This is a genomic window from Kosakonia beeri, assembly GCF_054165705.1.
Window position 1 is genome coordinate 3,680,166 of the sequence record NZ_CM135106.1, and the last position, 15,252, is coordinate 3,695,417.

The 15,252-nt window shown below is 53.9% G+C and carries 14 protein-coding genes; 12 read left to right on the plus strand and 2 right to left on the minus strand.

All coding sequences use genetic code 11. From position 1 onward, the window contains the following. The first annotated feature begins 55 nt into the window (after positions 1-55). The 5 genes from ACUY4S_RS17430 to ACUY4S_RS17450 all read left to right on the plus strand — a co-directional run bounded on the left by ACUY4S_RS17430 (position 56) and on the right by ACUY4S_RS17450 (position 5,312). The gene (locus tag ACUY4S_RS17430) at positions 56-910 is read left to right on the plus strand and encodes a co-chaperone YbbN (RefSeq protein WP_312690930.1); all 855 of its coding nucleotides are present in this window, start codon (positions 56-58) and stop codon (positions 908-910) included. 84 nt (positions 911-994) lie between these two features. After that, positions 995-1,909, plus strand: a complete 915-nt coding sequence (locus ACUY4S_RS17435; protein ID WP_312690929.1) for an SPFH domain-containing protein — start codon at positions 995-997, stop codon at positions 1,907-1,909. Then, the gene (locus tag ACUY4S_RS17440; RefSeq protein ID WP_458022018.1) at positions 1,906-2,367 is read left to right on the plus strand and encodes an NfeD family protein; all 462 of its coding nucleotides are present in this window, start codon (positions 1,906-1,908) and stop codon (positions 2,365-2,367) included. The genes ACUY4S_RS17435 and ACUY4S_RS17440 overlap by 4 nt, the downstream gene beginning before the upstream one ends. Before the next feature lie 24 nt (positions 2,368-2,391). Then, positions 2,392-4,605 carry a PA5441 family protein gene (locus ACUY4S_RS17445; protein WP_409429821.1) on the plus strand — a complete coding sequence of 738 codons (2,214 nt, stop codon included), beginning with the start codon at positions 2,392-2,394 and terminating at the stop codon, positions 4,603-4,605. Continuing rightward, positions 4,575-5,312: a DUF3142 domain-containing protein gene (locus tag ACUY4S_RS17450; RefSeq protein WP_312690928.1), complete on the plus strand. Its 738-nt coding sequence runs from the start codon at positions 4,575-4,577 to the stop codon at positions 5,310-5,312. The genes ACUY4S_RS17445 and ACUY4S_RS17450 overlap by 31 nt, the downstream gene beginning before the upstream one ends. Here the strand turns inward: ACUY4S_RS17450 and cueR are convergent. Next, complete coding sequence (gene cueR, locus ACUY4S_RS17455; protein WP_312690927.1) at positions 5,266-5,676, minus strand: Cu(I)-responsive transcriptional regulator; 411 nt, start codon at positions 5,674-5,676, stop codon at positions 5,266-5,268. The two genes, ACUY4S_RS17450 and cueR, sit on opposite strands and share 47 nt — an antisense overlap. A 228-nt stretch (positions 5,677-5,904) precedes the next feature. Between cueR and ACUY4S_RS17460 the strand changes: the two genes are divergently transcribed. From ACUY4S_RS17460 to ybaK, 6 genes are all read left to right on the plus strand, one after another. Then, positions 5,905-6,201, plus strand: a complete 297-nt coding sequence (locus tag ACUY4S_RS17460) for an NINE protein (RefSeq protein ID WP_312690926.1) — start codon at positions 5,905-5,907, stop codon at positions 6,199-6,201. A gap of 234 nt (positions 6,202-6,435) precedes the next feature. Beyond that, entirely contained in the window at positions 6,436-6,804 is a 369-nt protein-coding gene (locus ACUY4S_RS17465) for a hypothetical protein (protein ID WP_312690925.1), read from the plus strand. Then, on the plus strand, positions 6,801-7,262 hold the full coding sequence (locus tag ACUY4S_RS17470) for a YqhG/Tai3 family protein (protein WP_312690924.1): 462 nt from the start codon (positions 6,801-6,803) through the stop codon (positions 7,260-7,262). Before ACUY4S_RS17465 ends, ACUY4S_RS17470 begins: the two co-directional genes overlap by 4 nt. 980 nt (positions 7,263-8,242) lie before the next feature. Further along, positions 8,243-10,741, plus strand: coding sequence for a copper-exporting P-type ATPase CopA (gene copA, locus ACUY4S_RS17475; RefSeq protein WP_458022021.1), 2,499 nt, complete (start codon positions 8,243-8,245; stop codon positions 10,739-10,741). Positions 10,742-10,825: 84 nt separating this feature from the next. Beyond that, complete coding sequence (locus ACUY4S_RS17480; protein ID WP_458022023.1) at positions 10,826-11,635, plus strand: TraB/GumN family protein; 810 nt, start codon at positions 10,826-10,828, stop codon at positions 11,633-11,635. Between the two features lie 81 nt (positions 11,636-11,716). After that, positions 11,717-12,196 carry a Cys-tRNA(Pro)/Cys-tRNA(Cys) deacylase YbaK gene (gene ybaK / locus ACUY4S_RS17485; RefSeq protein WP_312689120.1) on the plus strand — a complete coding sequence of 160 codons (480 nt, stop codon included), beginning with the start codon at positions 11,717-11,719 and terminating at the stop codon, positions 12,194-12,196. 7 nt (positions 12,197-12,203) lie between these two features. Here the strand turns inward: ybaK and ushA are convergent, their stop codons facing one another. Beyond that, on the minus strand, positions 12,204-13,856 hold the full coding sequence (gene ushA, locus ACUY4S_RS17490; RefSeq protein ID WP_458022024.1) for a bifunctional UDP-sugar hydrolase/5'-nucleotidase UshA: 1,653 nt from the start codon (positions 13,854-13,856) through the stop codon (positions 12,204-12,206). A 173-nt stretch (positions 13,857-14,029) separates the two neighbouring features. Here ushA and ACUY4S_RS17495 point away from each other — a divergent pair, with 173 nt between their 5' ends. Further along, positions 14,030-15,229: an MFS transporter gene (locus tag ACUY4S_RS17495; RefSeq protein WP_458022025.1), complete on the plus strand. Its 1,200-nt coding sequence runs from the start codon at positions 14,030-14,032 to the stop codon at positions 15,227-15,229. Positions 15,230-15,252 lie beyond the last annotated feature (23 nt).

Below are 15,252 nucleotides of genomic sequence, written 5' to 3' on the forward strand. Positions count from 1 at the left end.
AAGGCCAGGCGCCTGTCCCCATGTAGTACTAAACAGTAAAAACAGAGAATTGCACATGTCCGCACAGAATATCGTCAATATTACCGAAGCCAATCTGCAACAGGTTCTGGAGCAGTCCGTCGCCACGCCAGTGTTGTTCTATTTCTGGTCCGATCGTAGCCAGCATTGCCAGCAACTGACGCCGGTGCTGGAAAATCTGGCCGCACAGTACAACGGGCAATTTATTCTGGCGAAAGTGGATTGCGACGCTGAACAGATGGTGGCCTCGCAGTTTGGCCTGCGCGCGATCCCGACCGTTTATCTGTTCCAGAACGGGCAGCCGGTAGACGGGTTCCAGGGGCCGCAGCCTGAAGAAGCTATCCGCGCCCTGCTGGACAAAGTGTTGCCGCGGGAAGAAGAGCTGAAAGCCCAACAGGCGATGCTGCTGATGCAGGAAGGCAAGCACACCGAGGCGCTGCCGTTACTGAAAGAAGCATGGCAGCTTTCGCAACAGAGCAGTGAAATCGGCCTGCTGTTGGCCGAAACCCTGATTATTCTTCACCGCGCGGATGAAGCCGAAACGGTACTGAAAACCGTGCCATTGCAGGATCAGGACACCCGCTATCAGGGGCTGATCGCGCAGATAGAACTGTTGAAGAAAGCCGCCGATACGCCGGAAATCCAACAGTTGCAGAAGCAGGTCGCTGAGAATCCGGACGATGCGCTGCTGGCGACGCAACTGGCGCTGCAATTACATCAGGTTGGCCGCAACGAAGAGGCGCTTGAGTTGCTGTTCAGTCATTTGCGCAAAGATCTTTCCGCCGCGAACGGCGAAGCGCGCAAGATGTTACAGGAAATCCTGGCTGCGCTGGGCACGGGCGATGCGTTAGCCTCGAAATACCGCCGCCAGCTTTACTCCCTGTTGTATTAATTCCGCGGCAAAATTTGGCGATCATGCTGCTTTGATCGCCAATTCCGGCTAAGATGGCATCAAATTAAACAGGAGGTTTTTTTGATGCCAATCGTCATTCTCGTTCTTATCTTCGTCGCGCTGGTGGTGGTCATCTCTGGCGTAAAAATTGTCCCTCAGGGCTTCCAGTGGACCGTGGAACGCTTTGGTCGCTTCACCCGCACGCTGCAACCGGGCCTTAGCCTTGTAGTGCCGTTTATGGATCGTATTGGTCGTAAGATCAATATGATGGAACAAGTTCTCGATATTCCCTCTCAGGAAATCATCTCAAAAGACAACGCCAACGTCACCATCGACGCGGTCTGTTTTATCCAGGTTATTGATGCCCCCCGCGCCGCCTATGAGGTGAGCAATCTGGAGCTGGCGATCATTAACCTGACCATGACCAACATCCGTACCGTACTGGGTTCCATGGAGCTGGATGAAATGCTTTCCCAGCGCGACAGCATTAATACCCGCCTGCTGCATATCGTCGACGAAGCCACCAATCCGTGGGGCGTAAAAGTCACCCGTATTGAAATTCGCGATGTGCGCCCGCCCGCGGAACTGATTGCTTCCATGAATGCGCAAATGAAAGCGGAACGTACGAAACGCGCTTACATCCTCGAAGCGGAAGGGGTGCGCCAGGCGGAGATCCTGAAAGCGGAAGGGGAAAAACAGTCGCAGATCCTCAAAGCGGAAGGCGATCGCCAGTCGGCATTCCTGCAGGCTGAAGCCCGCGAACGTTCGGCTGAGGCCGAAGCCCGCGCCACGCAAATGGTGTCTGAAGCCATCGCTGCCGGTGATATCCAGGCGGTGAACTACTTTGTCGCGCAAAAATATACTGAAGCGCTCCAACAAATTGGTTCTGCGAACAACAGCAAAGTGGTGATGATGCCGCTGGATGCCAGCAGCCTGATGGGCTCCATTGCCGGGATCGCCGAACTGGTCAAAGACAGCGCCAGCGAGCGTAAAAAATGATAGCCGCGTTGCTGCTTGAACATACGCACCTTGCCTGGCTCACGCTGGGCGGGTTGTTGCTCGCCGCCGAGATGCTGGGTGGCAATGGCTATTTGCTGTGGAGCGGCGTCGCGGCGGTGCTCACTGGCTTAGTCGCCTGGGTAATCCCTTTCGGCTGGGAGTGGCAAGGCGTCCTGTTCGCAATATTAACCATGCTTGCCGCCTGGCTATGGTGGCAATGGCTTTCGCACCGCGTTAAGCAACAAAAACCTGCAGACGCGTCGCTTAACCTGCGTGGGCAACAGTTGATGGGCCGCCGTTTTCAGCTCGATACCGCACTAATAAACGGTCGGGGCCATATGCGTGTCGGCGATAGCTCATGGCCTGTGAGCGCCGGAACAGATTTACCAGCAGGCACCCGTGTCGAAGTGATCGCCGTGGAAGGCATCACATTGCATATCAAAGCCATTAGCGAATAACACAACTCTAAGATCACGGGAGCGATCGTGCTAAAAAGCCCTCTTGTGCCGGGTGTATGCCTGGCTTTTGCCTTCAGCGCCCCTGCGCTGGCCTCATTTGATATGGATGACTGCCCGTGGGGCCGCGCGGGCTGCTTTGTTGTCAGCCCGCCGGTTCTGGCCATTGAAACCGATACACGCGATAACCTGCTCCGGCTTATTGATGAGCAGAAAGGGATCTCGCCGCTGCGTCAGCCAGTGCCGCCAGATATTACCCGCAGCCGCGACTTTTATTTCGGCGTGCATATGGCTAACCCGACCAGCCCACCGCCAGAAACCGCGCCCACCCCACTTGTGGAAGATACACTGCACCAACAGATGATCGCACTCGGCCTGGATCCTGAAGCTGCCACCGATGCGGTGCTGCAGCGCATGACGGCGCAAGGCGCAGACCTGCAGGATGCCAGCAACGCGGCGGTGCAACAGGAAGATCTGGAGAACCGTTTTGTCTCGCGCAATGACGACTCGCTGTCAGCTTTTTTCGCCGCCATGCTGGCAGACGACTCGCTAACAGCGGATCAACGCCGGGCACTGGCTAAAGCACGGATGGCAGTGAATGGTACCTCCGACAGCGAGCAGGCCGTCGCGGCACTGAACGTCCCGGAGGGCTCGACGGCCCAGGGATTCCGTTTGTATCTGCAAGGCGCAAATGATTTTTACGCCGGGGATTATGCCGAATCCGGGCGCATTTTTACCGCCCTGAAAACTCACCCTCAACCGTGGCTTGCCGAGACAGCAAGCTATATGTTGATGCGTAACGCCCTCAACGCCAGCACCGAGAATGCTAACGGCGAATACGGCGACTTTGATGTGCGCAAAGTGGATAAAGCCCTCGCACAGCAGGCGCGGGACGCGGCGGAAAGTTATCTGAAAAGCTGGCCGCAGGGCGCTTATGCAGACTCAGCGCAGGGAATGCTGCGGCGTATCAACTGGTATTTGCAGGATAACAATGCGCTGGCGAAACTCTATGAACAGGCGCTGTCGCAGAGCAGCAACGCCGATGCGCTGGTCGCGCTGATCGGTGAAAGCGACAATAAATTAATTAGCCAGGATATCACCTGGGGCAGCGATACCTTCCTGAATGCGCCAGATGCCTCACTGATGACGTTTATTGAGACGTTGCGCCTGATGCGTGATAACAAATGTGATGGCGAGCATCACTGCGTCGATCAGGCATGGCTCGACAGCCTGAAAAGCGATTTTGTGAAAAACAAACGTGAGGATATGTGGAATTATCTGCGCCTGATGCTGGCATGGAGTAAAAAAGAGTACGCCAGCGTACAAAGCGGCATTACCCCGGCGCAAACCTTGCCACCGCATAATATTCTCGCGTTTAGCGAGCAGACGCTCTATGGCGATGCGCTGATGGCGCAAAAACAGTGGCCCGCCGCGCAGCAGCACTGGCTGCACCTGCTCACGCTGAGTAAAGAGGTTGAGCAGCAACAACTCCTTCAGGCCAAACTGGCGGCTACGCTGGTAGAAAGTGATGCACTGGTACAAATTTTTGCCGCTGACAGCCAGATAACCAATCTGCGTTATCGCTCGCTGGTGTTGAAAACCAAAGCCTCGCGGGAGGTCCTGCGTCAGCAGGCGAAACAAGGCCCAAACAAAGAAGAACGCACGATTGCGCTGCACACATTACTGACGCGTGATCTGACCGAAGGGCACTACGGTGACTGGCTGCAGGATATGTCGCTGACCACGGCAATTGCCCCGCCGCTGGCTGAAGAAGCCTTTGATGATGTGAATTTAACGTCGTTTAACTGGCAAGGCACCGAGAAAGAAACGGCATATTTCTGCGCTCCGCTGGACAAAATCGTCACCACCCTGAGCCAGAAAGCACACGATGCCCATGCGCTGAACTGCCTGGGTGAGTTTTTCCGCACCACGCAAACCCGGGTGACGCTGGAGAAGGATCGTGGCGGCAATGACCTGCTCGACGTCGTAACCCACACTGATGCGCGCCCAGGCGTACCGCACCGTCTTGCCCTCTATCAACAGGTAATAGCCGATCCCAAAGCTGAACCCGAAGATAAAAGCTATGCGCTGTATCGTGCCGTGATGTGTTATGCCCCGTCGGGTTACAACGATTGCGGCGGTGCAGACGTCGATAAAGCCGTGCGTAAAGCGTGGTTCCAGCAGCTCAAGAGCCGTTACCCGGGAAGTGTATGGGCCAGAGAACTCAAGTATTACTGGTAATCGCGTTTCTTTGCTCTCTGCTCCCCTCCTCTGCCTTCACGGCGGAGGGCGGGCAGTACTGGCTATGGTCCGGCGTTCGTCCTGGCGCGGCATTGCGTCATGCCGATACCGTTTACCTGCACCAGGGCGATGTGATTCTTCTGGAGGGCAACGTTCAGTTCGAGCGGAAAGGCTTGCCGGTGAATCGCCTGACTTTTCCGCAGATCTGGTTAACGGTTCGCTTTACCACGCTGGATGTACCCGATGAACAGCTGATGCGAATCATCCGGCTGGCGGAACGCTGGCGCGCGGCCGGAAACCAGGTCGTGGGTCTGCAGATAGATTTTGACGCTGCGACATACCGACTCGACGACTATGGGCAATTTTTACGCCGGCTACGGCAACGCCTGCCGTCACACTATGCGCTGAGCATCACGGGGCTGCTGGACTGGGCCAGGACGGGGAGTGTCAACACACTCAACACGTTGCCTGTGGATGAGTTAGTGGTGCAGAGTTATCAGGGACGCAGTACAGTTCACAACTATTCGGCCTATTTGCCGGCGCTGGCCGGGTTGCGCATACCCTTTAAACTCGGGGTAGTGCAACACGGCAAGTGGGACAGCGATGATGCGCGGCGGCTGGCCGCTTCGCCGTGGTATCGCGGGACGGTAATGTTTATGCTCAACCCTTCACAGCGTGATGGCAACAGCCGGAAAGATTATCAATAATCGGGCACTCGGCGCTGTCGTCGCCGGGGCAGGCATCGGCCAGCGCCAGCAACTGGCTACGCATCTGTTGTAATTCGGTAATGTGTCGTTCAATCTCTGCCACTTTCAGCAACGTTCGCGCCTTCACATCCGCACTGTGACGGGCCGGATCGTTAAATAACGTCACCAGCTCACCGCACTCCTCAAGGTTAAATCCCACCTGACGCGCCTGGCGTAACAGGGTTAATTCATTCAAGTGCTGCTGGGTATAACTGCGATAGCCATTTTCACTGCGTAGCGGCGGCGTCACAAGCCCCTTCTCTTCATAAAAACGGATCGCTTTACTGGTCAGGCCGGTTTTTTTCGCGACATCGCTGATATTCACATTTACCCCTTGCAGCCAGAGTGGCAACCATTAGTTCGTGCACCGGTATCATTTTTGGGCGCTTTCATCGCTTTTAACACCCCCGTACAATATTAATGGGCGCTTTATAGCAAAACAAACCTATCTTTGTTGCCAATGCATTTTTTATTTCCCCCTGTTACCGCTTCGCTATAACATACGACGCGATGTTTCAAAAAATGATAAATGATTTACACACAGGAGTTTTTTATGAGTGATATGGCATTTTGCCGTGGTTGCGGAAAGGAAATTCATAAAGAGGCAGTGGCCTGCCCGAGCTGCGGTGCGCCGCAGGCTGCAGCTGGCAAGAAAAGTCGCATTTCGGCCGCATTGTTCGCCTTCTTCTTAGGCGGTTTCGGTGCACATAAATTTTACTTAGGAAAACCTGGCCAGGGTCTGCTTTATCTGATCTTCTTCTGGACCTTTATTCCGTCGATCATTGCCTTTATCGAGTTTATTATTTACCTGTGCAATTCCGATCAGGAATTTGCCCGTAAATACGGCTAACGATCTGCCCGCATCACGCGTCAGGCCTCGCATTATGCGGGGCTTTATTTTTTATATTTTCTAACAGGCCTTTCCCGGCGATAACTTGCGTAGTGACTGAAAAACCTACCAAAAAAAGCAGCCATATTTTGCCACCAAATAAGATTACTCTCATTTTCAGCCTGTTGGCGTGCGGTAGCATGGCTGCGCTTTGTAATACCTTATGTTTTACTCTTTTTCTCCAGAGGGATGTTTATGGCATGGGATAAAGATGCAGCGGTGGCTTATCTGGTGAAACATGCCGGAGCTAAATCGCGATCAGAATGTGCTACTTACACACGTCAGGCAATATCGGCAGGTGGAATTAATCTTATAAGAACAGGCGATGCCAAAGATTATGGTGACTCGCTGTTAAAAGCAGGATTTACAGCATTGCCTGCTTCGGCTACGCCGGAAAAAGGAGATGTTGCCGTTATTCAGCCTTATCCAGGCGGTAATATCAGTGGCCATATGACGATGTTCGACGGCAAAAACTGGTATTCAGATTTTAAACAACGGGACATGTACCCAGGCCCTGGCTATCGCAGATTCCACCCACCGTATGTTATCTACAGGAAAAAATGATGCGTTACGTACTTTCGTTATTGCTGGCGCTTTACCTTCCTTTTGCAAGTGCAAACACCGGGACGGATGTGCAGAAAGAGATCACGGCGTTTTACACCTATTATCTGAATGAATTTGGCAAAACGCCGCCAGATGAACTGATTAAAACGAAAACCATGCAGCAATGGGCATCAAAGAAATTACTGGCGCGAATGGCCGTAATTTATGACATGCCTGAACAGGAATTATTGGGCTCAGATTACTTCACCTATTGCCAGGACTATGACCCGGCATGGATCGCACGCCTTAATGTCTCCCCTGCCAAACCAGATGGAGACAGCATGAAACTGGACGTTTCACTGGGTATTGAAAATAACAAGGCAAAACACCTTCAGGTATGGACGCGAAAGGAAGAGGGCAAATGGAAAATATGGCGCGTTGTTGACGCCGGGAACCATTACGAGCAGAAACTCGATTAACGCAAGCTGAATCCGCCATACGCCCCGCACACCTCGCGGGGCTTTTTTTTGGCGCTTATCTGCAAGCAGCAATGCAGGGCGGATGACAAATCCCGCCTTCTTTACGGATCGCCGTCGGAGCCGAAGTCTCAGGACTCGCGGTTCCCGGAACAGATAAGCCTGTGTTCAACTATACAACCAAGCACTCATATCACGTGAAAAACTGAACGCCCACATCTACTATGTGCTGAAAATGGAATAACGGAATTATCTTTTACGTATCCTCCGTATCGACCATTCAACAATAGCAATAAGTAAAACAGCGACGATAGCGGAGAACAAGAAATACAACAGGATTAAATTGTTATCCAGTCGTTCCGAGTAATCACGCATCTCCCCTAAACCCAGGCTGGTTATAAAGTCAGTAAATGGAACATTGATGCTGTTAACAAGCGGGCGGAGGGAGCCACTCACAGCGACCAGATAGCTGAGCACGAAGAAAGCGACAACCCGTCCCCCCATTTAGTGAGCACTAACATTACAACCCCCTCCTGTGTTACCGGTCACTAATACCTCACCATAAGCCATCAAACCATTGCCACCAGATATAGGCATCTTATGAGTATGTAGCAACTTGATATGATTTTTTTGTAGAAAGCAAAATAGATTACGCGCATTTTTCTATCAGGACAAAATAGACAAGAAATGTTTTTACTTAAAAAAGGAGACTGACAACTCTTTGATAGTATTCCGCAGATCGCTCACTTTAAATAGTATGTAAATGACCACGCCTTATAAGAATTATCTCAACAAATATTGTTAACAGAGCAGTTAAACCCACAGCCATTGGAAATGGCCCATGATCTTCAGTATTACGTCATTGCTAGTGAAAAACCTTTTAAAATCCCGCCTTCTTTACGGATCGCCCTTGACCTTCCCCTTGATGGAAGGTTTAAGCTTCATCACAGTTCCCCTCAGTTTCATCATTAAGGAGAGTGTTTATGTCTCATACCATAGCGCTGGATCTGGATGGCCTGTCCTGCGGCCATTGTGTAAAACGTGTGAAAGAAAGCCTGGAGAAACGCCCGGATGTCGAACACGCCGAAGTCACCATTGAACGTGCCGAAATCACCGGTAGCGCCAGCGCGGACGCGTTAATCGCCACCGTGCAGGAAGCCGGATACGGTGCGAGCTTAAGCCACCCAAAGGCTAAACCGCTGGCAGAGTCATCACTCCCGTCGGAAGCACTGACAGCGGCCAATCCTGAGCTTCCGGCAGCGGATGACCTTGATGACAGCCAACAGCTGCTGATCAATGGCATGAGCTGCGCCAGCTGTGTCTCCCGGGTACAAAAAGCCTTGCAGGCGGTACCTGGCGTCACCCAGGCACGGGTAAACCTGGCGGAGCGCACCGCGCTGGTAATGGGCAGCGCGCCCGCCCATGATTTAGTGCAGGCCGTCGAACAGGCTGGCTACGGCGCAGAAGCCATTGAAGATGACATTAAACGGCGCGAACGCCAGCAAGAAACCGCCCTCGCCACCATGAAGCGCTTTCGCTGGCAGGCTATAGTGGCGCTGCTTGTCGGCGTGCCGATCATGGTTTGGGGCATGCTCGGCGACAACATGATGGTCACCGATGCCAACCGCACGCTGTGGCTGGGGCTGGGTGTTGTCACGCTGGTGGTTATGGTCGTCGCAGGCGGCCATTTTTACACCAGCGCATGGAAAAGCCTGCGTAACGGCAGCGCCACAATGGATACGCTGGTGGCGTTGGGTACTGGCGCGGCCTGGCTCTATTCGATGAGCGTGAATCTCTGGCCGCAGTGGTTTCCCATGGAAGCCCGCCATCTTTATTACGAAGCCAGTGCGATGATTATTGGCCTGATTAACCTCGGCCATATGCTCGAAGCGCGTGCACGTCAGCGTTCTTCCAGAGCGCTGGAGCGCCTGCTTGATTTAACACCACCTACCGCACGCATCGTCACTGACGAGGGCGAAAAGAGCGTACCGTTAGCGGAGGTTCAGCCGGGTATGACGCTGCGTCTGACCACTGGCGATCGGGTACCGGTTGACGGTGAAATCAGCCAGGGCGAAGCCTGGTTCGATGAAGCGATGCTCACCGGTGAACCCATCCCACAGGAGAAAGGTGCCGGAGATAACGTGCATGCCGGCACCGTCGTGCAGGATGGCAGCGTGCTGTTTACCGCCAGCGCGGTCGGCAGCCACACAACGTTATCGCGCATTATCCGTATGGTACGCCAGGCGCAAAGCAGTAAACCGGAGATCGGTCAGCTTGCCGACCGTATTTCCGCCGTGTTTGTGCCGGTCGTTGTCGCCATTGCGCTGCTGAGTGGTGCTATCTGGTACGTTTTTGGTCCGGCACCGCAAATTGTCTATACGCTGGTGATTGCCACCACCGTGCTGATCATAGCCTGCCCGTGTGCGCTGGGGCTGGCGACGCCGATGTCGATCATTTCCGGTGTCGGCCGCGCAGCGGAATTCGGCGTGCTGGTGCGCGATGCTGATGCGTTGCAACGTGCCAGCGCGCTGGACACGCTGGTGTTTGATAAAACTGGCACCCTGACGCGCGGGAAACCTGAAGTAGTCAGGATCATCACGCAGGACGGCGACGAGGCAACAGCGCTGCGCCTGGCGGCTGCGCTGGAACAAGGTTCCAGTCACCCGCTGGCCCGCGCCCTGCTCGACAAAGCGGGCATAGCGGCTTTACCGGTTGTCAGCCAGTTCCGCACTCTGCGTGGGCTGGGGGTGAGCGGTCAGGTAGAAGGACATGATCTCTTGCTGGGCAATCAGGCTTTGCTGGCGAGCCAGCAGGTCGATAGCCAGGCCTTTGCAGATCACATATCCGCACAGGCGAGTCTGGGCGCTACGCCAGTACTGCTTGCGATCGATGGCAAAGCTGTGGCGCTGTTTGCGATTCGCGATCCACTGCGGGAAGAGAGTGCTGAAGCATTGCAGCGTTTGCACCGCGCAGGTTACCGCCTGGTAATGCTCACTGGCGATAATCAGACCACAGCCAATGCCATCGCCAAAGAGGCGGGCATTGATGAGGTGATTGCCGGTGTCCTGCCGGATGGCAAAGCCGAAGCGATTACAAATCTCCAACGCCAGGGCCGTAAGGTGGCCATGATTGGCGACGGTATTAACGATGCGCCCGCACTGGCACAAGCGGATGTCGGTATCGCCATGGGCGGGGGCAGTGATGTGGCGATTGAAACGGCAGCCATCACGTTAATGCGCCACAGCCTGACAGGCGTTGCCGATGCGCTGGCTATCGCCAACGCCACCTTGCGCAATATGAAGCAGAACCTGCTGGGCGCGTTTGTGTATAACGCGTTCGGCATCCCGATAGCGGCTGGTATTCTCTGGCCACTGACCGGCACCTTGCTCAATCCGGTGGTGGCGGGCGCAGCTATGGCGCTCTCCTCCATTACCGTGGTGAGTAACGCTAACCGCCTGCTGCGTTTTAAACCTCGCCAGTGAGAGTAAACCCCGCCAACGTATTGGCGGGGTTTACACCCTCATCACCCACGCGTTAGCATGATGTTTTGCCTTCAGGATGCGCGTATGGCTCTGTTTCACCGCTTAAAAAACGTGGTTCGCGCGCTATTTACGCGCCGTTATAGCTGGCCTGCGCAGGATATTGTTCTTCCCGGCAACCGGATCCTGCATCTTGTGGGCAGTATTCATATGGGCACCCATGGTATGTCGCCATTGCCGGGCGCACTGCTGCAAAAGTTGCGCGAGGCCGATGCCCTGATTGTGGAAGCCGATGTTGCGGGTTCGGATTCCCCTTTTGATAACCTCCCTCCCGCCGCACCGCTGGAACAGCGGCTCAGCGCTGAATGGCTTGGCAAGCTGGATACTATTCTGCAAACCCTCTCTTTACCTCGTGATGAGTTTGACTACCGCCCGGCATGGCATATTGCTCTTGTGTTGCAGGCAACACAGGCGCAACGGCTGGGGTTGCGCCCGGAATACGGCATCGATTACCAGCTATTACGCGCGGCGCAGCAGTATCAGGTGGCGATCATGGAGCTGGAAGGCACCACCAGCCAACTGGATATCCTGAGAGAGCTGCCAGATGAGGGAAATGAACTCCTGCAGGATACGCTGACCCACTGGCATGATAATGCCCGCTTACTGCAGGTGATGATCAGCTGGTGGCTAGAAAATCCCCCTGCCGACGATCAAATGGCGTTGCCGAGCACCTTTAGCCAGCCTCTGCATGACGTGCTGATGTATCAGCGAAACCAGGCCTGGTGCGAGCGCCTGTTCGCACTGCCGCCGGGCCGCTACGTGGTGGCGGCAGGAGCGTTACATTTGTATGGTGATGGCAATTTACCTTCACTGCTGCGCGAGAAAATGGCGCAATAGCGCAAGATGGTACTATTTGCACGGCGGCGCTTTGGCGTATGCTGATGGCGTGAAACGACCAGGAAAGTAAGAAGGATTGCGATGACACCCGCCGTGAAACTGCTCGAAAAAAACAACATCTCCTTTCAGGTACACACATACGATCATGATCCGAATGAAACCAATTTTGGCGACGAAGTGGTGCGAAAACTGGGTCTGAATGCCGATCAGGTCTATAAAACGCTGCTGGTGGCAATTAATGGCGACATGAAGCATCTGGCGGTAGCCGTCACGCCGGTCGCCGGGCAACTGGATCTGAAGAAAGTCGCCAAAGCGCTGGGCGCGAAGAAAGTGGATATGGCCGATCCGATGGTGGCGCAGCGCACGACCGGTTATCTGGTGGGCGGCATTAGCCCGCTGGGGCAGAAAAAGCGCCTGCCAACGCTGATTGATGCACCCGCACAGACGTTTGCCTCAATCTATGTTTCCGGCGGCAAGCGCGGGCTGGATATCGAACTGGCGGCGAGCGATCTGGCGAAAATGCTGGATGCACAATTTGCCGATATCGCCCGCCGCGAGTAAGGACAGGTTACTGCCAGCTCACCTCACCGTTGGGTTCGTAAGCATTCACATCCAGCGGCGAGTTTTTCTGAATAAACTCTTTTAGCGCTTCGGCATCAATAAAGCCGGTGTTCACATAGCCGGTTTTATTGTCGAGGCGCGGGTAGCCATCCCCGCCGGTGGCGTTAAAACTTAATGTCGCCAGACGGTATGTCTTCGCCATGTCGATCGGCTCACCTTTGATTTTCAACTCGCTCAGCTTGCCGTCTTTTGCCACAAAACTGACGTTAGCAAACTGCGGATACGCACCGGAATCCGGTTTTTTCTGCGCGACCGCCGTCAGATACTCCGTCAGTTCCTGGCCGTTAAGATCGACATACACCAGCGTGTTGCCAAACGGCTGCACTTTCAGCACATCTTTATAGGTAATATCACCCGCTTCGATCGAATCGCGTACACCACCGCCGCTCATCACCGCTAAATCGGCATTGGTGCGCGCCATCTGCGCGGCAAGGATCACATGCGCCAGGTTGGTCTGTACAAAACGTACCTTGCTGCGATCGCCTTCCAGATGACCATTGGTTTTGCCGATTTTGACGTCAAGCTGCGCTTTACCCTTGTTCTGGAACGGAGTCAGCAGTGAGAGCATTTGTGGGTTTTCGGCAATTTCCGGCGTGTAAAGCACCCGCTCACTTTGCCCATTGTCGTAAGTGACCTTTTTCTTCAGGTTGACCGGGATAAGCTGATACCGCACCAGTTTCATCTCACCGTTACGGAACTGGAAGTCCGCACGGCCCACATATTTGCCCCACTCATGCGCCTGCACAATCCAGATACCGTTTTGTTGATCCGGCGCGCACGGGGTACCAGGCACGTAATCCACCTGTTTTTTGTTTTCGGATGCCATACATACTGGATCTTGTGAGTGACCACCCACAATCATCGCCAGCGCGCCTTTAGGCAGGCTACGAGCCATCTCCACATCGCCTGGCGCATTAGAACCATGTTCGCCATTATCGTAGTGGCCCATATGTGTGGTCGCGATGATCACATCCGGCTTTTCGTTTTGCTTCAGCTCGCTGATCACCAGCTTCGCTTCATCAGCTGGTTTACGGAATTCAATGTCGGTGAAAAACTCCGGGTTGCCAATTTTCGCCGTGTCGTCCGTGGTTAACCCAATCACCGCAATTTTTAGCCCCTGGCGATTGAAAATCATCCACGGTTTGAAGAGCCGCTCGCCGGTACTTTTTTGATAAATATTGGCCGAAAGGAACGGGAACTTCGCCCATTTTTCCTGCTGACGCAGTACGCTGAGCGGGTTATCGAACTCATGGTTGCCAACGGCCATCGCATCGTAGCCGATCAAATTCATGCCACGGAAGTCAGGCTCTGCGTCCTGCAAGTCCGATTCTGGCACCCCGGTATTAATATCACCGCCGGAGAGCAACAATACGCTGCCGCCCTGCGCCGCCACCTCTTTACGGATGCCATCCACCAGCGTTTTTTGCGCCGACAAACCATACTCGCCGTAATCGCTTCGCCAGAAATGGCCATGATGATCGTTGGTATGCAGGATGGTGACGTTATAGGTTTTATCCTGCTCGTAAGCCTGTGCCTGCCAGCTTGCCATACTCAGCGCCGCCATCAGCGCCAGCGCGACATGCGTCTTTATCAATTTCATGCTTCTCTCCCTGACCCATTAATAAAACCCAGAAATTACCGTGCATGAGGATAATAGACAAATACGTTTTCCGCATTGCGACTTCCGTCAAACCTTTAGCGCAGGTATGTTAGCCAGATAACGATTACAGTTCTGAATACATCAATCCCCTCTCTCAAACATACGTGGTATTTATGGCAATCAGTGAAACGCAGCGGACACCGCCTGTCGCAGGGACATCGTTCGGTATTCTTGGCGCAATCAGTCTCTCGCATCTGCTTAACGACATGATCCAGTCTTTGCTATTAGCAATCTATCCGCTGTTGCAGGCCGATTTTGCGTTGTCGTTTGTACAGATTGGTCTCATCACCCTGACTTTCCAGGTGGCCTCTTCGCTGCTGCAGCCGGTGGTGGGTTACTGGACCGATAAGCACCCAATGCCATGGTCATTGCCCATTGGCATGTGCTTTACCCTGAGCGGGCTGGTACTGCTGGCGCTGGCTGGCAGTTTTACAATGGTGCTGTTTGCCGCTGCGCTGGTGGGAACCGGTTCCTCGGTCTTTCATCCGGAATCTTCGCGCGTCGCGCGTATGGCCTCCGGCGGACGTCATGGCCTGGCACAATCCATTTTCCAGGTGGGAGGGAATTTTGGCAGTTCCCTCGGCCCACTACTGGCGGCGGTCATCATTGCTCCGTACGGTAAAGGCAATGTCGCCTGGTTTGTACTTGCTGCGCTGTTGGCGATTATTGTGTTGTTGCAGGTCAGCCGCTGGTATGCCGCACAGCATCGTATCAATAAAGGTAAAAAATCCGTTTCAGTGATGAATCCCCTGCCGCGCAATAAGGTTGTGCTGGCGGTCTGCGTGCTCCTGATCCTGATTTTTTCCAAATATTTCTATATGGCGAGCATTAGCAGCTATTTCACCTTTTATCTGATGCATAAATTCAATTTGTCCGTGCAAAACGCGCAAATGCACCTCTTTATTTTTCTGTTTGCGGTTGCTGCAGGCACCTTAATTGGCGGGCCGTTGGGCGATAAGATAGGACGAAAATATGTTATTTGGGGCTCTATCCTCGGTGTCGCGCCTTTTACGCTCGTTTTACCCTATGCCACGCTGTTCTGGACCGGTATTTTAACGGTGATTATTGGTTTTGTGCTCGCCTCTGCCTTTTCAGCGATTCTGGTTTATGCGCAGGAGCTATTGCCGGGGCGCATCGGCATGGTTTCTGGCCTTTTCTTTGGTTTCGCGTTTGGTATGGGAGGCCTTGGCGCAGCCGTGCTGGGGCTGATCGCCGATCACACCAGTATCGATCTGGTCTATAAAATATGTGCTTTCCTGCCGTTATTGGGGATCCTGACCATATTCCTGCCCGATAACCGAGCCGGAAGGTAATTTTCTTGCGGTCAAAGTCACGT